Source organism: Streptomyces sp. SirexAA-E (assembly GCF_000177195.2).
Taxonomy (GTDB): Bacteria; Actinomycetota; Actinomycetes; order Streptomycetales; family Streptomycetaceae; genus Streptomyces; species Streptomyces flavovirens.
On sequence record NC_015953.1, the window covers coordinates 7,397,150 to 7,414,440 of the forward strand.

16 protein-coding genes and 2 pseudogenes are annotated in these 17,291 nt (G+C 69.4%); 8 read left to right on the plus strand and 10 right to left on the minus strand.

From position 1 onward, the window contains the following. Position 1 precedes the first annotated feature (1 nt). The 3 genes from SACTE_RS32445 to SACTE_RS34440 form a co-directional block, all read right to left on the minus strand. Positions 2–1,000: a hypothetical protein gene (locus tag SACTE_RS32445; protein ID WP_014050257.1), complete on the minus strand. Its 999-nt coding sequence runs from the start codon at positions 998–1,000 to the stop codon at positions 2–4. 157 nt (positions 1,001–1,157) lie between these two features. After that, positions 1,158–2,387: a hypothetical protein gene (locus tag SACTE_RS32450; protein ID WP_014050258.1), complete on the minus strand. Its 1,230-nt coding sequence runs from the start codon at positions 2,385–2,387 to the stop codon at positions 1,158–1,160. A 3-nt stretch (positions 2,388–2,390) separates the two neighbouring features. Further along, positions 2,391–2,540 (minus strand): hypothetical protein, encoded by a 150-nt coding sequence (locus tag SACTE_RS34440; RefSeq protein ID WP_014050259.1) that lies wholly within the window; start codon positions 2,538–2,540, stop codon positions 2,391–2,393. 121 nt (positions 2,541–2,661) lie between these two features. Here SACTE_RS34440 and SACTE_RS32455 point away from each other — a divergent pair, with 121 nt between their 5' ends. The 4 genes from SACTE_RS32455 to SACTE_RS32470 all read left to right on the plus strand — a co-directional run bounded on the left by SACTE_RS32455 (position 2,662) and on the right by SACTE_RS32470 (position 7,203). Further along, positions 2,662–3,675: a helix-turn-helix transcriptional regulator gene (locus tag SACTE_RS32455; protein ID WP_014050260.1), complete on the plus strand. Its 1,014-nt coding sequence runs from the start codon at positions 2,662–2,664 to the stop codon at positions 3,673–3,675. 32 nt (positions 3,676–3,707) lie between these two features. After that, positions 3,708–4,451 (plus strand): 3-keto-5-aminohexanoate cleavage protein, encoded by a 744-nt coding sequence (locus SACTE_RS32460; protein WP_014050261.1) that lies wholly within the window; start codon positions 3,708–3,710, stop codon positions 4,449–4,451. A gap of 629 nt (positions 4,452–5,080) precedes the next feature. Then, positions 5,081–5,677, plus strand: coding sequence for a transglycosylase SLT domain-containing protein (locus SACTE_RS32465; RefSeq protein ID WP_019993913.1), 597 nt, complete (start codon positions 5,081–5,083; stop codon positions 5,675–5,677). 563 nt (positions 5,678–6,240) lie between these two features. Further along, positions 6,241–7,203, plus strand: a complete 963-nt coding sequence (locus SACTE_RS32470) for a serine hydrolase (protein ID WP_014050262.1) — start codon at positions 6,241–6,243, stop codon at positions 7,201–7,203. Between the two features lie 394 nt (positions 7,204–7,597). On the opposite strand, the gene SACTE_RS32475 is transcribed toward SACTE_RS32470, so the two are convergent. Further along, on the minus strand, positions 7,598–8,530 hold the full coding sequence (locus SACTE_RS32475) for an RNA polymerase sigma-70 factor (protein WP_014050263.1): 933 nt from the start codon (positions 8,528–8,530) through the stop codon (positions 7,598–7,600). Between the two features lie 180 nt (positions 8,531–8,710). On the opposite strand from SACTE_RS32475, the gene SACTE_RS32480 reads away from it, so the two are divergent. Next, on the plus strand, positions 8,711–9,190 hold the full coding sequence (locus tag SACTE_RS32480) for a carboxymuconolactone decarboxylase family protein (protein ID WP_014050264.1): 480 nt from the start codon (positions 8,711–8,713) through the stop codon (positions 9,188–9,190). Between the two features lie 322 nt (positions 9,191–9,512). Here SACTE_RS32480 and SACTE_RS32485 read toward each other — a convergent pair whose 3' ends face one another. Next, on the minus strand, positions 9,513–9,782 hold the full coding sequence (locus tag SACTE_RS32485) for a GlsB/YeaQ/YmgE family stress response membrane protein (protein ID WP_014050265.1): 270 nt from the start codon (positions 9,780–9,782) through the stop codon (positions 9,513–9,515). Positions 9,783–10,104: 322 nt separating this feature from the next. Next, entirely contained in the window at positions 10,105–10,662 is a 558-nt protein-coding gene (locus tag SACTE_RS32490; protein ID WP_014050266.1) for a TetR/AcrR family transcriptional regulator, read from the minus strand. A 104-nt stretch (positions 10,663–10,766) separates the two neighbouring features. Here SACTE_RS32490 and SACTE_RS32495 point away from each other — a divergent pair, with 104 nt between their 5' ends. Together SACTE_RS32495 and SACTE_RS32505 are read left to right on the plus strand one after the other, a co-directional pair. Beyond that, a complete protein-coding gene (locus SACTE_RS32495; RefSeq protein WP_014050267.1) occupies positions 10,767–11,564 on the plus strand; it encodes an SDR family oxidoreductase in 798 nt (265 codons plus the stop codon). Between the two features lie 1,202 nt (positions 11,565–12,766). Next, positions 12,767–13,519, plus strand: a complete 753-nt coding sequence (locus tag SACTE_RS32505; protein WP_014050268.1) for an MgtC/SapB family protein — start codon at positions 12,767–12,769, stop codon at positions 13,517–13,519. Positions 13,520–13,766: 247 nt separating this feature from the next. On the opposite strand, the gene SACTE_RS32515 is transcribed toward SACTE_RS32505, so the two are convergent. Next, a complete protein-coding gene (locus SACTE_RS32515) occupies positions 13,767–15,257 on the minus strand; it encodes a hypothetical protein (protein ID WP_014050270.1) in 1,491 nt (496 codons plus the stop codon). A gap of 110 nt (positions 15,258–15,367) precedes the next feature. Beyond that, a complete protein-coding gene (locus SACTE_RS34725; protein WP_014050271.1) occupies positions 15,368–15,541 on the minus strand; it encodes a hypothetical protein in 174 nt (57 codons plus the stop codon). Between the two features lie 247 nt (positions 15,542–15,788). Between SACTE_RS34725 and SACTE_RS33615 the strand changes: the two genes are divergently transcribed. Then, a complete protein-coding gene (locus SACTE_RS33615) occupies positions 15,789–15,965 on the plus strand; it encodes a hypothetical protein (protein WP_019993909.1) in 177 nt (58 codons plus the stop codon). A gap of 240 nt (positions 15,966–16,205) precedes the next feature. Here SACTE_RS33615 and SACTE_RS32520 read toward each other — a convergent pair. Together SACTE_RS32520 and SACTE_RS32525 are read right to left on the minus strand one after the other, a co-directional pair. Further along, positions 16,206–16,382 (minus strand): annotated as a pseudogene (locus tag SACTE_RS32520) (DinB family protein); the annotation flags it as partial. A gap of 484 nt (positions 16,383–16,866) precedes the next feature. Further along, positions 16,867–17,291 (minus strand): annotated as a pseudogene (locus tag SACTE_RS32525) (alkene reductase); the annotation flags it as partial.

The following is a 17,291-nucleotide window of genomic DNA, read 5'->3' on the forward strand; positions in this document are numbered from 1 at the left end:
TTCAGCCGTTGACCACGCCGTAGCGGTCGCCGAGGAAGAATTCCTCGAACGCCTTGCGGGTGTAGACGTTGTGGGTCTTCAGCAGCCAGCGCTGCTTCAGGCCGTCGAGGTCGTGGATGGCGTGCACCTCCCGCCCGTGGATGACGTCCCGGTTGGAGAAGGTGACCGAGTCGCCGGGCTTGGACACCCGCATCTGCTTGCGGCTGTGCAGGGCGGCGACGAAACGGTCCAGTACCTGCTGCGCCTCGTCGTCGAGGCCGCGGGTGCGGTCCTCGAACACGCGGGCGCCCTCGTCCATGTTGATAACGGCGTGGTCCTGCGCGCGGCGGTTGCCGAGGACGTCGCCCTGCCGGGTGGAGACGTCGTCGAACGGGGTGTGGAACCGGGGCTGGGCCAGGATCTCGCGGTCACCGTCGCTGAGCTCGTCCAGGGCGTGGACGGTGACGGTGAAGGTGGAGTACACCTCGTTGGTGGGCGTGTCCCGAAGCGTCAGCGTGTTGACGAAGTCGGGGCTGACGAAGTGGTTGGCGAAGTCCCGGTGGAACTTCAGGGTGCCCAGCGTCTTCTGCGACTGGGAGTCGAACATCGACTCCTTGGGATAGATGTCGTGGAAGAAGTCGCCCTGGTTGACGCTGAGGTGGCCGATGATCTCCGTGCCGGTCAGGACTCCGTAGGCCGCGAGGAATCCCTCGGCGACGAAGGTCTTCTTCAGCCGGTACTTCTCGTCCACCGGGTTCGTCGACCCGAACCGGGGCAGGTCGAGGTCGATGGGCGCGTTGCCGATGACCACCAGCGGTGCCTTGGAGAAGTCCCGGAGCATCGACATCTCGCAGAAGTCGGTGAAACGGGAGCCGAGCCGCTGGTCGCCGCGCAGCCGGGACATGTCGGCCATGTAGCTCTCGAAGTCGCTGTACGGGTTGGTGGCGATCTCCAGGAGGACCTCGCGCAGCCCGTCGCGCTCGGCGTCGGTGAAGACGAAGTCGTAGTCGATCTGTCGCATGGTGCGTCCTTCCGTCAGGGCATGCCGGTGCCGTGGCACGGGCGGGAACGGTGAGTGGCACGCCGGAGGGAGTGCCACGGGACGGCGGCGGACGCCCCCGTGACGTGCGGGGGTCCGACGACGTGGGGCGGAGCCGGCCGGGCCGGCTCCGGGAGGTTCAGTCGGTCATGACGGCGGTGTGGGAGTCGAGGGTCGCCAGGTCCTGGAGCAGGAGCTCGTAGTCCTCGTTCCACAGCAGCACACTGGCGGCGAAGTCGCGGATGTCCTCCGGGGCGGTCGTGGTCTGCCCGGTCTCCACGTTCCACTGCCAGTGGTGGTCGCTGAGCAGGGTGGCCCGTCGTAGTTCGCGGACGCGTCCTTCGACCTTGGGGAAGTAGACCCAGGCCGCGTGCGGCCCCAGGCCCTCGCTGCCGGGCAGGTCCTCGCCGCGCTGGAGGCGGAAGTGCGCCTCCTCGATGTCCACTCCCCGGCGGATGCGGCTCGTGGAGGGCACGAGGGCGGCCGGCGCCCGGGCGGCGATCTCCAGGAACACCAGCTCGCCGTCGGGACGCCGGTAGATCTCGTGGTGGTAGACGCCGTTCGGGGGCTTGTCCGGAAGGGCCTCCAGGACCCGGCGGTTGAATGCGAGGAGCGCGGAACGGGCGGGGTGGTCCTCGGGCAGGGTGTGGCTCGCGCACACCTTCCCGTGCACGTAGTCGTAGCAGGGGTGGAGGTAGGCGTTGACCTCCTCGTGCACGACGACTTGGTCCTGGACGGCGGTGTCCACGTGGTAGAGGGTGCCCCGCAGGAACTCGTCCACCTCGTACCTGCGGTCGTCGGCCGTCGCCGCCCAGGCCCCAAGCTCCGCGGCGTCGTCCAGTCGCCGGGCCCCCACACTGCCGGACTCGTCCAGCGGCTTGACGAACATCGGCCAGCCGAGCGTCTCCTCCAGGTCGGCCGTGCAGCGGTCCGGGTCGGCGGCATAGGCGCGGGAATCCCACTCCCGGTGGCGCGGCAGACGGACGCCGGCCCCGTCGAGGGCGCGTTTCATGGCGATCTTGTCGACGAACGGCGCCAGCTGGGCCGGCAGATCGCCCGCCAGCCCCAGCCGGCGCCGCACCTCGGCCACCGTCCCCAGGGAGTACTCGTCGTGGCAGAGCAGGGCCACGTCCTCCCGGTCGGCCGCGGGCAGTGCCGCCCGCAGGGATTCGACGCACGCCGTGAGCGCGTCGGCGGTGAACTCCTCCAGCACCGCGACGCGGGAGAAGGCGTCCTCGCGGCGGCGCTTGACCAGCTTCTGGTGCTGAGCGGGACTGGCGATCAGCCACGTACGCCTGTGCGGACGCACCAGCACCGCAGGGTCGATGCGGAACGAGGCGACGTCCTGGACGACGATGTCGGTACGCACGTCTCAGCCCTCGTCCCGCGGGACGAGGTCCCAGATGTTGCCCTCGTCCCCGACGTACGCCCTCGTCGCCGCCAAGTCACCGACGAACACGGGGGCGGGTGGCGGAACCGTGCCGATGACCGATCCGGCGCCCGTCGTACCTATGCGTTGCATCAACTGCTCCTAGGTGTTCGGTGTCTGACCAACCGACGGTTATCCATAGGCGCGAAGGGCATGCGCACCCCTGTGTGACAGCAAGTGGTCAGGCCACTACTGGACAGGGGAGCGTGAGCGCGTGAGTTCGAGCTATGACCCGCTGGACATCGAGCTCTACCGAGCTGAGCTGCAGAAACCCCGGTACACGGACGAGGAGCTGGCGCAGGGACTGGGGCTGGATCCGGCCGAGGTGCGACGCCGACGGGAACACCTGGCGGAGCTGAGGCTGTTGAGGCAGGTGGACGAGGACACCTGGGTGGCCGTCAGCCCGCACGCGGCGGCCGACGCCTTACTCGGCGACGAGGAGAAGGAACTCGAACGGCGGCGGACGGAGCTCGCGCGCCGCAGGGAGGAACTGACGGCGCTGACGGCCGAATACCTCGAAGCCCGCAGTCTGCGCTCCAGTGCCGCCCACGTCGAGACCCTGCACGGCCTGGAGACGGTACGGGCCGCCCTGACCGAGCTCGCCGCCCTGTGCACCACCTCGGTGGACTCCATGGTCCCCGGCGGGGCGCAGAGCGATTCGGCCGTCCGGGCGGCTCTCCCGCTGGACAAGGCACAGTTGGCCCGGGGCGTCGCGCTGCGGAGCCTGTTCCTCGACTCGGCGCGCTCCCATCCCGGCACCCAGCGGTATCTGAACGAGCTGCGCGAGGCCGGCGCCGAGGTCCGCACGACCGGTCTGCTGCCCACCCGTCTGGTGCTCTACGACCGAAGAACCGCCGTCGTACCGCTGGACGCGCAGGACACCGCCCGGGGTGCCGTGGTGGTTCACGACCCTCCCCTGGTCGCCCTTCTGGTCCATCTGTTCGACCTCTACTGGGGGCAGGCCGCCTCGGACGCCGCTCCGCGACACGAGGACCAGCTCAGCAGCACGGAGCAGGCCATTCTCCGTATGATGGCGGCGGGCCAGCTGGACGAGGCCATCTCCCGTCAGGTCGGTATGTCGGTCCGCACCACCCGGCGCATCATCAGCGGTCTGACGCGACGTCTGGGCGCGAACAGCCGTTTCCAGGCCGGGGTCAGAGCCGTCGCCCACGGGTGGATCGCACCACGGCCCGCCTCGCAGGAGACGACGTCTTCCCCGCGGGCCTGACAGCGTCCACACCTCCTGAGGCGGAACATCCCATGCGCCACGACCGTGAACCCATCCAGGCATGTCTGAACGGCCGCCGCACCACGGCGGACCACTCGGCCGTGCCGCTCACGCCGCACCAGCTGGCCGCCGCCGCGCGCTCCGCCGTGGCAGCCGGAGCCGGCAGCGTACACATGCACCCCCGGGACGAAGAGGGACAAGAGAGCCTGGACGTCCTCTGGGTGGAGCGGGCGGTCCGCGCGGTGCGGCAGGCCTGCCCCGGGCTGCCGGTCGGGGTGTCGACCGGCCTGTGGATGTGCGGAGGCGATGCGGCGGCCCGCCGGGACACGGTGCTGAAGTGGGCCACGGCGCAGGACCGGCCCGACTTCGCGTCCGTCAACCTCAGTGAGGCCGGTTTCGAGGACCTGGCGGAGATCCTGACGGAGATGAACGTCGGGGTCGAGGCGGGGGTCTGGTCGGAACGCGACGCGCACACCCTGCTGGGCGGCTCCCACGGGGACTCCTGCATCCGGGTCCTGGTGGAACTGATCGACCTGCCGCCCGCGGAGGCGCTGCACCGCGCCGACCGGATCCTGGACCTGCTGCGGCGAGCCGGTTCCGCCCCGCCGGTCCTGCTGCACGGGGAGGGAGTGTCCACCTGGCCCGTCCTCGACAAAGCCCTGGCGCTGGGCCTGGAGACCCGTATCGGTCTGGAGGACACCCTCACGGATCCGGACGGCGATCCGGTGGCGGACAACGACGCCCTGATCCGCCTCGCGCTGTCCCGTACGGCCTGATGCGCAGGCGCCGGGCCGCGTCATGGGCCCGGTCCGGCCCCGGAGCACAGGAACCGGCAGTGGGCGAGTCCGCACTCCTCGTTGTCGTGGACGGCGTGCTGGTGGGACGGCGAGGCGGTCACCTGGACTTGGCGGGCAGCGCGTTCCGCGCATCCGCCCGGTGCCGATCCGCCCGCCTCCTGTGCTCCTGAGGCCTGCGGAAGGGGAACACAGAGTGCGGAAGCCGCTGCTACGCGTCGCGTTCCGGCATGTCCGGAACGCTGAGAACGCCACGATTCTGTGAAGTGATGCATAGGGCCTGGGTCACAAGCCGGGCCGGGTAGTAGTGGCCGGACGCGTGGATGCCCGCCAGCGCGGGGCCCCGACGCCGTCACGTCGCTCCTCTACGAAGCGTCTTCGCAGGTCACATGGTTGCGGGGGCGGGGAGCCGTTCCTCATGGTGGTGGACGTACCGGGGAGCCGAGCGCCGGACCGGGCCACGGGCGACCAGAGCAGGAAGCCCAGTGCCCGCCTCCAGACACCGGCCCCAATGACACGCGGCGGACGTAGTGGTCCGCACAGCACCGTGTCGCCGACACACACCCTGTAGTCGGCCTCCCCATGCCGTTCCCCCCTTGGAGAGGTACCCCATGACTGCCATCCGCCGTGCCCTGAACCTCCGCACCACCACCACCACCGCCGCGATCGCCACCACCGGTGCCGCCGCCATCGCCCTGACTCTCGTGCCCCAGGCCCACGCCGACGAGCAGGCCAAGCCCGCCCAGCCCGCCACCGCTGCTGCGGCCGTCGCCGCCCAGGCCGATCACCTCGCGGCCAAGGCCAAGTCCGCCGCCAAGACCAAGCCCTCCGGCGAGACCAAGGCCATGTCCGTGGCCGACATCCAGAAGAACGGTGTCAAGAAGTACGGCAACCAGCTCGACGGGTGGATCCGCACATCGCTGGACATCATGCACGCCAAGGGCATCCCCGGCAGCTACAAGGGCCTGCACTCCAACATCATGCGCGAGTCCTCCGGGAACCCCCGCGCCATCAACAACTGGGACGTCAACGCCCGCGCCGGGGTGCCTTCGAAGGGCCTGCTGCAGATCATCAAGCCCACCTTCGAGCGGTTCCACGTGGCCGGCACGAAGAACGACCAGTACGACCCGGTCGCCAACATCGTCGCCTCCGCGAACTACGCCGCCCACCGCTACGGCACCATCGACCTCGTCCACTCCGCGTACTGAGGCGGCCCCACGAACCGCCTGAGTTCCGGGGAACCACCGCGCACCCGTACACAACGGGGACGCGGGAAGGGGGACTCAGGCGCCCCCGACGGCCGGTGGCCGGGAAGGACTCACCACGAGTCCTTCCCGGCCACCGGCCTTTCCCGTGTCCGCAGCCCTCCCCGCTTCACCAGCCACGCCGGGCCCGGCCCGACTGAGCAGCCCGCTGCCGGCCGACCGGCGATGTCACCGACAACGGCCGGGGCCCGAGTTCCTGGGTGAGCGCCTACGAGGCCCACGGGCCGCTGCCGACCGGACCGGCCACCGATCCGCGACGCTCCGTGCCGCATCGAGGTGGCTGACCGCACCTCCCGGGCCGTGACGCCTTGAGGTCTTCCGGATGCTGTGCGCGACCGAGGTCATGGGCTCCACAAGGGGTCTGCACGGCATCTCCACGGCTGTCGTTCCTGTTACCAGGCTATGACATGTCGATCTTGACAACGGATGTTCGTGCGCAAGTAGGTTCGCTACACACCGATTTTCGTCACGAGCCGGCGCCTCGCGCCGGGAGAAGGGGGAGGCCCGTGGGTTCGCACGCCCGTCCCAACCGTATCCACCGCACCGGAGCCCGCATCGCGACCGTCGCGCTGGTCGGCGCCGTCCTGCCGATCACCGCCGGAGGCCTCGCCGAAGCGGCGACCTCCACCGTCACGCACTCCGCGGACGACCAGAGCCAGGGTGCGCCCGCCACCGGGGACCAGGCCACGCCCGACGTCGCCATCGAGAACGCCTTCCTGCTCGACGCCCGCGACGGCAGCCAGGAGCGGCCCATGTGGGCCGGGACCAAGGCCGACGAGAGCGTCTCGATGGCCAGCACCACCAAGATCATGACTGCGCTCGTGGTGCTCCAGCACCCGGAGTGGCTGGACCGGCAGATCACGGTGAAGCAGGAGTACCGGGACTACGTCACCGCGAACGGGGCCAGCACCGCCGACCTCCAGACAGGCGACAAGCTGACCGCCCGCCAGCTGCTGCACGCCATGCTGATCCCCTCGGGCGGCGACGCCGCGATGGCCCTCGCCGACAGCTTCGGCAACGGGGACACGCAGGAGGCGCGGATCGCCGACTTCCAGGACCAGATGAACACGCATGCCCAGCAGTTGGGCCTGACCGGCACGCACTTCGACTCCTTCGACGGCATCTCGCACGGCGACAACCGCAGCACCGCGCGCGACCTCGCCAAGCTCGGCCAGCGCGCGATGCTGAAGCCGGTCTTCGCCGACATCGTGAAGCTCGAGCAGTACGAGACGGAGGCCCCGGCGGCCAACGGCCGTACCCGGTACTACACGTGGAACACCACCAACGACCTGCTGAGCACCTACGACGGTGCTCTCGGTGTCAAGACGGGCAGCGGCTCCGAGGCCGGCTACTCGCTCGTCTTCGCCGCCGAGCGGGACAACCGCACCTTGGTCGGTGCGATCGTCGGCGCCGACCAGGAGGTCTTCGCCGACGCCGCCAAGATGCTCGACTGGGGCTTCACCCACTGACCGTTGCCGGTCGGGCCGGTCCGCCGGTGCTGTGACCGGTGAGTTCCACCGCGGGCGAGGGCGGACAAGCGGTTTGACGTGTGGGGGGGGCGGCCTGTGGGCCGGGCCGGGACCACGCAGCCGCACAGGTCGTGAGCGGATCGCTCGGAACGTACGCCGACGGCCCCAGGGCGCCCGTGAGGGCGTCGGGTTCGGCGTTCACCGGGCGACACACGATGCGGCGAGGTGCTCCATGGCGTCCGCCAGCTGCTCGGCCGCCAGGTCCGCCCGCTGCCCACTTCCGCGCGTCCGCCCTCCGGCATACACGATGCGGGATGGGTCCGGTCCAGTCGCCGTGACCTGGAAACGGGCTTGTCGGTCGTAGGGCGTCCCTGTTTCCGAGAAGGACTCGGACTCAGCGGCGCAAGGCGGTCTCCCGTGCCAGATGAGACAGCTTCTGGGGGTTGCGTACGGCGTAGAGCCCGGTGACGAGACCGTCGTCGATGCGCATCGTCATGACGGTGTCGATCTTGCCGTCCAGCCGGACGATCAGCGCCGGGTCGCCGTTGACCTGGGCAGGCTGCACGGACATCGCGGCGGCGATCCCGCCCAGCACGCGGGCCACCTGGCCGGCCCCCACGACGGGCGCCAGTGCGGCCCGCACGAGGCCGCCCCCGTCGGTCAGCAGGACGACGTCCGGCGCGAGGACGTCGAGCAGGCACTGCAGGTCGCCCGTTTCGACCGCCCTTCGGAACGCCTCGACGGTGCGGCGAGTCTCGGCAGCGGAGGCGGCCTCGCGCGGTCGGCGGGCGGCGACGTGGGCCCGCGCCCGGTGGGCGATCTGGCGGACCGCGGCCGGACTCTTGTCGACGGCCCCAGCGATCTCGTCGTACCCGAGGTCGAACACCTCGCGCAGCACGAACACCGCCCGCTCGGTCGGCGCGAGCGTCTCCAGCACCAGCAGCATCGCCATCGAGACGCTGTCGGCCAACTCGACGTCCTCGGCCACGTCGGGCGCGGTCAGCAGCGGCTCGGGCAGCCAGGGGCCGACGTAGGACTCCTTGCGCCTGCCGAGCGTGCGCAGATGGCTCAGCGCCTGCCGGGTGGTGATCCGGACGAGATACGCACGCTGATCTCGCACCATGCCGGGATCGACGCCCACCCACCGCAACCAGGTCTCCTGCAGGACGTCCTCGGCGTCGGCGGCCGAGCCGAGCATCTCGTAGGCGACGGTGAACAGCAGGTTGCGGTGGGCGACGAACGCCTGGGTGACGCTGTCCATCCGCCCGCCAGGAGCGCTCGGCTCAAATGTGTCCCTCGTCCAGCCGCTCGTGGTCCGATCGCTCATCGCCGGCTCCTACCGTTCGCTCCCGACTACGCCGTACACCAGACGTCGGGCTCCGCCGGACTGTGACATCCGCGACCGGTGACGCACACCACATCACCGCGCCGTCACAAGGATCGGGCGGCCGGCGTCTTGTGTTCGTCCCGTACAGCACCACGCAACACCACGAGTGAGGACGACGCCATGGAACCCCGTTTCAACCTGTTCGACAGCCCGACCGCCGCGAAGGTCGCCAAGCGGTTCTACAACGCCTCGTTGGCCCTGGAAGGCTCGACGCTGCCGAAAGCCCTGCGGGAACTGGTGGAGTTGCGGGTCGGCCAGATCAACGGCTGCGGTTTCTGCGTCGACGTCCATACCAAGGAGGCCGCGGCCGCCGGTGAAACCGCGCTCCGCCTCAACCTGGTCGCTGCCTGGCGACACAGCACCGTGTTCACCCAGGCGGAGCGGGCAGCGCTGGCGCTCGCCGAGGAAGGCACCCGGCTCGGCGACCACGGCGTGTCCGACGAGACCTGGACCCAGGTGCGGGAGCACTACGACGACGACCAGGTCGGTGCACTGGTCTGCCTGGTCTCCCTGATCAACGCTGCCACCCGGATGAACGTGATCGTGCACAACCCGGGGGGCTCGTACGAGCCCGGCATGTTCGCCAGTACGTCGAGCTGACCGACAGGCGCAACGCGGCATGGCCCGGGATCGCTCGATCCGGGCCGGGCCGCACGTGACAGACGCCCGTTCGCCCCAGCCTCCACACCCCCAGCCACGCCCACTTCCGTTCCCGCGCCCGCTCCGGTGACGGACGCACTCCGGTTCGCCGCCCCCCGACACTCAGGCATCGACACGAACACGCTGCTCCCGCAGATCGCCCACCATCGCCTGGGACGGACTGAACCCGACAACCCGGAACAACCTCCCCACAGCGAACGGCTCCGGCCTTCGAAAAGGTCGGAGCCGTTCGCGCGCCGCGTCTCCCGGGAGGGAGAGCTGCTCAGGTGTGTCGTCGGTTGCCGGTGACGAGGCGGTAGAGGGCCAGGAGGATGACGGAGCCGACGATGGCCGCGATCCAGGTGGAGAGGTGGAAGAAGCCGTTGATGGAGTCGACGCCGAAGATGACCTTGCCGAGCCATCCGCCCAGAAGGCCGCCCACGATACCGATCAGGATCGTGATGATGACGCCGCCCGGATCCTTGCCGGGCATGATGGCCTTGGCGATGAAACCGGCGATGAGGCCGATAAGAATCCACGCGATGATGCCCATGATGCGTCTCCTGCCTGCTGGTATAAAGTCTGCGTTAACACGGCGTATGCGCGGTCCGGCAGCTTTCAAACCTCTCGCCCGGGTGGCGTCGGGCTCGGCACAACGGTCCGGCGGCCTGAGCCGACCGTGCTCCGGCGGTGTCAGCTGGAGCGGACCGCGCCTGGTCGGCCGGAGCTCTTCCCCCGAAGGAAAGTCTCAACCGGCTGGCGACGGTCAACCAGACGAGTTGTTCCTTGATGCCGCCGGAGCGAAAGGGCTGATCCGCTCCGCCTCAGCCTTGGCCACCAGCAGCTGGAACGGCGTGCCGTCGGACCAGATCTGCTCAGGTCGTGTCACCAAGCAGCGTTCGGACGGCCTGCCGGAAGGCGGCGGTGTCGATGTCCTGGCCGATGGCCAGGCGCTGTGAATAGCCCGTGAGCATGGCAAGGAGCGAGCCGGCCACGCCGAAAGGGTCCGGCGAGTCGGGCAGGCCGCGGGCACAGCGATCCTGGCGGATGAGCCCGGCGACCTTCTCCTGGTCTTTGGCCAGTTGCGCCCGGACCTGGACAGCGAGGTCGGGCGAGACGGCGGCCTCGGCCCAGACCTGCGCCATCAGCCGGGCGTGGCCGGCGTGGCGGGCGCGGAGCCGGTCGAGCATTTCGGCCGCGTCACGGATGCTGGCGAGGTCGATGAGGTTGTCCACAGCATCCTCGCAGACGGCCGCCACCAGGTCGTTCTTGCTCGGGAAGTAGCTGTAGACCGCTCCGGTGGACAGTCCGCTGGCAGCGACGATCTCACCGGTGGAGGTCTGGGCGAAGCCCTTGTCCGTGAACACCTCGCGGGCGGCGGCCAGGATCTGTCGGCGCCGGGCGGCGCGGTGTTCCTGGGTGACCTTGGGCATAAAAAGAGCGACCTCTCGTTTTTATTATAGGGTGAGGCTCATCCTAGCCCGGCCGCCGCCGACTCTCGGAAGGCGGCGCCGTCTCGACGAGGGAGTTGTGTCTCATGACATCCACCGTGGTATCCGCCTCCGGGCCGGCCGACGAGTTTGCCGGCGTTCGAGTCCTGGTCACCGGCGGCACGAAGGGAATCGGCGCGGCTGTCGCGCTCCGGTTCGCCGAGGCCGGGGCCGACGTCGTCGTCGCGGCCCGTACGCCGGTCGACGAACCGTCGACCGGCAGGTTCGTCGCCGCCGACATTTCCACCGCCGACGGGACCGCCACCCTCGCCGCCCAGGTGACGCACATGCTCGGAGGAGTCGACGTCCTGATCAACAACGCCGGCAGCCAGACGCACATCCCCGGCGGGGCGCTCGACGCGGCCGACGACGACTGGTACCACGACCTCGACACCAACCTGATGTCCGCCGTCCGCCTGGACCGGGCCTTGTTGCCGGGGATGATTGCGCAAAACCGCGGAGTCATCATCCACATCACGTCGGGCCAAGCCCGTCTGCCCGGCGCCGCATCGCTCCCGTACGCGGCGGCGAAGGCCGCGACGACCGTCTACAGCAAGGGCCTGGCCAACGAGGTCGGCAAGCACGGGATCAGGGTGAACACCGTCGTCCCCGGACTCATCCAGACCCCGGCCGTCACCCGGCGTCTGGACCAGATCACTGCCGACAGCGGCCAGGACGCCGAAACGGCCCGCCGACAACTGATCGACCGGGTCGGCATCCCGCTCGGGCGCCCCGGTCGGCCCGCCGATGTCGCCGAACTCGTCGCCTTCCTCGCCTCCGACCGCGCGGCGTTCACCACCGGCAGCCAGTATGCGGTCGACGGTGGCAGCATTCCGACGGTTTAGCCGGGGGAGAAAAACGCCTGATCGGTTCAGTGGGCGTAGACGAGCAGTGGTCGCGTGAGGGTCGCACTCCTTTTGCTGTCGCGCCGGATCGCCGCGGCGAGGGCCAGGGTCGGGACGCGCTGAGTGACTCTCGCGGATGTCGTTGACCGACTCGATCAGTTGGGACCTTCTTGAGGACCGGCTCGCCGTACCGCTGCTTCTCCCGCGTGCGTGAGGGCGCAGCAGATCGATGACATGCCCGACGAAGGCCTTCTCGAACGGCTTGGACGTGAAGCCCTTGTCCGAGATCAGCGCGATGCCCTCATGGTCGGCGACCCCGTCTTCCGGTTGGCCAGCGCCCAGGTAACCGGAATTCCGGTCGGGGCTCGGACGCGACAAAAACCGGGTGTGGGAGGCGCAGTAGCCATAGCCTGCCCAGTCCGCGATATTGGAGCGCTGCACGGTCGGGCGCGGCATTCCGCACGGCGCCGGGGTCGAGCCGGTGATCCAGAGGTTGCCGAACCAGAAGTCGCTGTCCATCGTCGGTTCCCGGCCCATGCGCTTGACCAGCCCGAGCGCGGAGGAGAGGCGTTTGACGCAGCCCGCGCGCTGCGGCAGGTACGGGAACATGTCCGGCAGGTGTTTGTTCGCGTAGCGCAGCCGGCGCGTCTCGGAGTGGTAGCCGAGCAGTCTCGGCCCGCTCGGCCGGACGGCGCCATTAGGTCGATGCCGGGCCCGGTGCCCGACCTTGGGCGGTAGCGGCTCGATCACCGCTCACAGCTCATCGTCGGCTTCCCATGGTTCCGTCCGCGACGCTCCGCGCCACCGGATCACCAGTCCCAGAGGGTTCCAGCCACGTCGGAGATCATTTCGTCGGAAGTTCTCGGAGCGTGTCTCGCCGCGGCCCCGGGCATGCCTCCGCGTCGTACTTCCTGGCTTCGACGGTCTTGGCTTCGGCGGTCTTGTCGACACCAACCATTTCGAGATCTTGCCGACGAGCGAGTTCCTTACACTGGTAGACCGTCATCCCGGCTGGGAATCGCGTCGCCGAACGAGCAGACGCCTCCAGTAGGTGGGCTCAGGTCGGCTGCCAGTCGCCCGCGGGACCAGATCAGGATGGCGGCGAGGTGCAATGCGGCCGTATACGCGATGGCGAGCTTTTCCGCCCGCATCTCCGTCGTTGCGCACTACATCGGACGGCACAGGACAGAGAGGGAGGGACGGTGGCACTCGACATCAATGAACCGTTCGGACAGAACTGGACACACGCCGCCCAGTTCGGCATCGCGTTCGTTCTGTCCTGTGCGATCGGGCTGGAGCGGGAGATCCGCCAGAAGGCAGCCGGCCTGCGCACGTACACGATCGTCGGGCTGGGCGCGGCCCTGTTCACTCTGGTCAGCAAGTACGGGTTCAGCGACGTCCTGCTCGAGGGACGTGTGGTGCTCGACCCTTCGCGGGTGGCGGCGCAAATCGTCTCCGGGCTCGGCTTCATCGGCGGTGGCGTCATCTTCGTCCACCGGGGTTCTGTCCGGGGCCTGACCACGGCGGCTTCCATCTGGCTCACCGCAGCGATCGGAGCGGCTGCCGGGGCCGGTCTTCCTGTTCTCGCGGCGTTGGCCACCCTCTCGTATTTCCTGGTCTCCTATGGTGTCCGACCGCTCGCCCATAGGCTTCCAGCCCTGCGCAACGTCTCCATCGGATACCGGATCACCTACACGGAGGGAACGGGCACCTTGCGGGAGTTGGTCAACCACTGCACCGGCGCCGGGTTCGCCATCTCGGAGCTGACCACCTTGACCGCCGAGGGCACGGGGACATTCCGTCGACGAAGGCGGGAGGTGGCACACTCGGTCGAAGGGACGGTAGAGATCGCACTCAACGTCCAGGGGCGTGGCGATGTGGACGCTCTCACCGCTCGACTCGCCGGTACGTCCGGGGTGCTGGCCTGCAGCAGAAATGACCTGGCCGACGAATGACTTGGCCGTGTTCCGCGGTCACGGACCACGGTGCAGCAGGCGCGGCATCCAGCCGCCGACGTCAGTGACGGAACGGAGGCTGGGAGGCCCGGGGGACAGCCTGTACTCCGGCCAGGTGGTGTCCCCGGAGCCGGGCAGCAAGGCCGCAGCGGGCACGCCCTCGACGAGCATGCGCGGACCGACCTCCGGGTCACCCTTCGACATGATCCGCCAGGCCGCCGAGGAAGCCCGCAGCGCCGCGCTCCGGCTACCGGTTGCCGCGGGTCACCGTGCTCGACGCCTCGACCGTGTCCACCACAAGCCAGTGCTCCGAGAGGTAGTGGACCTCGTCACCCGCGTAACCGAGCACGTACTGGACGTTCCCGACCTGGTCGGGCAGGACATCCTCCAGGACGAACGTTCCGTCCTCGGCGACCGGGACCGGTGGCAGGTCGGCGACCTCCAGGCCATTCAGCCGCTGCACCGTGATCCGCGGTGCCTCGGTAGGTGCCAGTCCGTCCAGGTCCAGTCGTCCGGTCACCCTGAACGGCCCCCCGGCGACGGCCGGGCCGTGCGTCACGTCCACGAAGCGCGACGGGGCCAGGGCCTCCCGGGTCTGGATCGTGTGCAGCCAGAACCGCGTGCCCTCCTGGTCGGAGGTCACGACGAAGAGCTGTTGTCCGTCCCCGGAGAACTCCATGCCCCGCGGGACCACGCGTTGGCCCGCGGTCTCGTCCTCGAAGCTGATGCGTAGCGGCTGCCGCTCGACAGACGGGTCGGCGAACGCCAGGGTGAGGTCGGCTGTATCGCCCGATGCGGCGCCGCCTTGGGCGAACCACTTGCCGTCGGGGCTGAAGGCGACGGCGGTGGGCGCCACGCCCTCCGGCAGCGGCGCGTAGTGATTCTCGAGGAAGCGGGCGTCGTGGCCGCTGAGCAGCACGGTCCCCCGGACCCCGTCGGCGACCGCGAGGACGGAGCCGTCCGCGGAGAAGTCGGCGTCCCGGAAGTCCATGCCCCGGTCCGTGCCGTCCTCGGTGAACCGGCGCTCGCCCAGGAACTCCAGCAGGCTCCCGTCCGCCCCGTCCGTCACCCGGTAGATCCCCAGGTCGGGATCGGCGGTCGGGGACCAGCGCTCCGGAGCGGTCACCAGCAGACCTCCGGGCCCTCCCTCGAGATGCATGGGGGTGCTCGAGTACATGACCTCCCCGGCCTGGCCGCCCTCGGTCGTCGCGGCGACACCTACACTGCCCAGCGCGTCGGCGCAGCCCTCTGGCGACGCGGCCGGCCGGCTGGTGAAGAACAACCGCCCGCCGGTGTGTACCAGTTCCCGCCCACAGCCGTCGGCCGGCGCCGGAATCGGGTCGAGGGGGTACAAGGACCCGTTCCGGTGGGAGAAGTTCGCGATGTGGTCCGCCTGCCCGGCATAGACCTTCGTGCTGTCCGGCTCCACCGCGACGCCGGACAGGGGAGCGGCCATGTGGGCGCTCGCGACTGCGGGTCCGGCGCCCCCGTAGAGCACGCCGACCAGCTCGCCGTCCCGCGACCCGTCCGGATAGACCCGGTCGCCGGCGATCCACACGCGCTGGCCGACGTCGTCCACCGTCATTTGGGTGAACGACGCGGCAGACAACTCCGTGCCCGGGCCCGACGGCACCACGGCCGTCGCAGCGGTGTCCGGAGCGGCGGACCTCTGGGCCGCGGATGCGGTGCCGGTCACCGTCGTCAGCGCCGACCCGGCCAGTGCGCCGGCCACCAGCACCGCCGTTAGCCTGCGTCCTCTTCCCAACGTGTTCCTCAACGCTGATCCCACCCCTGATGTCGGCTCGCCGCCACGGGTCGGGCGGCACTCATGTGGATACGAAAGCGTCGTCAACGAGCTTTCACAAGCCGTTTGTTGTCAAGCACGGCCGCGTGGTGCTCATGGGTGGCGTCGACATGCTCGATGGCGACGACCTCGCGGCTCCCGTGCCCATGGATCAGGCGCGAATCGATCACCATGCGCGGGCAGTGGATATATCCGCGCACAGCCAAAGTCGGCACCATCCAACTCCTGGCCTCGGGTGCTCTGGATCTGGTCCCTGAACGAGTCCGGTCGTTCCGCCTCGAGCCTGTCGTCGACGCTGTCTCGTACGCACCGCGCACCGCGCACCGCGGCCCGTTCGACCGCACCAGCCTCCCCTCCGTGAACAGGTGAGGGCGCAGTGAGCCGTGCGGCGCCAGGCGGAGGGGGTGGCGCCGGGAGGCGGGCGCGGGCGATGAGGCCCTGTCGCGCTGGGACTACCAGCGGCTCATGAAGATCGAGTGGGACGCCGGTGGCCCCGTCCGGGCCATGGACGTCGGCGTCGAGCTTGGCATCGAGGCCGAGGTGAAGGGCGGACTGGAGCCGCTGCACGGCAAGTTGAGCAAGCTCGCCGGGCGGGGCCGGCTGCGCGAACTGCCTGACGGACGCTTCCAGATCGCACCGTAGGGACGAGGGCCGTGCCCGTAACGGGCATGCCCCCGGCGGCCGTTGGCTCGACGTGTACATGAAGGGGATCGACGAGCTCGCTGTGGACACCGGCTGCCCTGTCTACCAGTGCCGCCTGCCGGTGTCCCGAAGAACCAACGAATACTGCACCGATCTGCTGAGCCGCCGCCTGAAGAAGATCGGTTCCCGCAGCCGAGCGCATCCTCACCACCTCGAGCTCTCACGCTGACAGATGATCAGTCACACTCGGCGCGGTACGGCCCCGTCCTGCCAGCGGTAGAGGTCGCGCAGCAGGGAAATCTCGGCGCCGTGATGGATCAGCTCCCTGTTGACGTGCAGAACCCTGTTCTCCATGGGAAACGGCTCGGGACCCACGGTGGGCGGATTGTCCAGGTCGGCGTCCGAGAGCTCGCGGACCACCCGTGAACGGCCCGCTCGCCGACACCCAGTAGCCCGCCGACGTCCTCTACCCCATCCATACCGCAGGCGCCGAGAACACCGAGCCCGCACGCGCGACAGCCCCTCTGTCGGCGACGCGGATGTCGGTTCGGTCGGCGGCCGCGGCAGAGAAGGTGTAGTGACCGCGGTCGGCGCGACGTCGTGCGTCGCGGACCACGTGCCACTCGGCGAACGGGCGAATGATCTTCTTCTGGTGCGGCGGCAGCGGCTTTAGCGCGGCGTCCAGCCAGAGTCGGAGACGGGCGAAGTTCTCTTGTCGGCGGGCAGGACACCGGAGGCGACGAGGATCTCGCGGACGTGACGGGCGGCCGCGTCCTGGGGCGGGTTGTCCACCGTGTCGTGGGTCAGAGGTTGTCGATGCCGGCGAGGGCCTGGACGAGGGGATCGAGCTGAGGGCTGATCGTTCCGTCCTTGCGGCGGAGGAGATCTTGAACTCGGTCGTTCATGACGCCGAGGGTATGACGCACGCGGCGCGGCTACCCTTCATCGACCCGGAGTCGGACCACCCCTGCCGCTGGTACTGCGCTGGGGGCGCCCCGGCCGAAGGCTGGGGGACGCCGGCAACGCCGCAAAAGTGCGTGCCACACCCCAACCTAACGAAGCACTCCTCATAGGAGCCGATCATTGTGGCGTAGTCCGTGTATCCCTCCGCGCCACCCGCGAAGCGCGTGTCGCGGTTGTCGGCGGCGAGAGGATGGCCGTGGGTGAACCGATCGACGAGGTCCGGGTTGGCGATGAAGGGGGCGCCGAAGGAAACCGCGTCGGCCAGTTGCCGTTCGAGCAGCTCGTTGCCGCTCGCTTGCGTGAAGCCGAGGTTGGCGATGACGGCGCCGCGGTAATGGGCGCGGTAGCGGGTGAACGCGGTGA

What these genes read in the sequence shown, in the direction of transcription:
- SACTE_RS32445 (WP_014050257.1), bottom strand. Translation starts at nt 1,000, where the DNA reads ATGCGACAGATCGACTACGACTTCGTCTTCACCGACGCCGAGCGCGAC.
- SACTE_RS34440 (WP_014050259.1), bottom strand. Translation starts at nt 2,540, where the DNA reads ATGCAACGCATAGGTACGACGGGCGCCGGATCGGTCATCGGCACGGTT.
- SACTE_RS32460 (WP_014050261.1), top strand. Translation starts at nt 3,708, where the DNA reads ATGCGCCACGACCGTGAACCCATCCAGGCATGTCTGAACGGCCGCCGC.
- SACTE_RS32465 (WP_019993913.1), top strand. Translation starts at nt 5,081, where the DNA reads ATGACTGCCATCCGCCGTGCCCTGAACCTCCGCACCACCACCACCACC.
- SACTE_RS32475 (WP_014050263.1), bottom strand. Translation starts at nt 8,530, where the DNA reads ATGAGCGATCGGACCACGAGCGGCTGGACGAGGGACACATTTGAGCCG.
- SACTE_RS32480 (WP_014050264.1), top strand. Translation starts at nt 8,711, where the DNA reads ATGGAACCCCGTTTCAACCTGTTCGACAGCCCGACCGCCGCGAAGGTC.
- SACTE_RS32485 (WP_014050265.1), bottom strand. Translation starts at nt 9,782, where the DNA reads ATGGGCATCATCGCGTGGATTCTTATCGGCCTCATCGCCGGTTTCATC.
- SACTE_RS32490 (WP_014050266.1), bottom strand. Translation starts at nt 10,662, where the DNA reads ATGCCCAAGGTCACCCAGGAACACCGCGCCGCCCGGCGCCGACAGATC.
- SACTE_RS32495 (WP_014050267.1), top strand. Translation starts at nt 10,767, where the DNA reads ATGACATCCACCGTGGTATCCGCCTCCGGGCCGGCCGACGAGTTTGCC.
- SACTE_RS34725 (WP_014050271.1), bottom strand. Translation starts at nt 15,541, where the DNA reads ATGGTGCCGACTTTGGCTGTGCGCGGATATATCCACTGCCCGCGCATG.
- SACTE_RS33615 (WP_019993909.1), top strand. Translation starts at nt 15,789, where the DNA reads ATGAAGATCGAGTGGGACGCCGGTGGCCCCGTCCGGGCCATGGACGTC.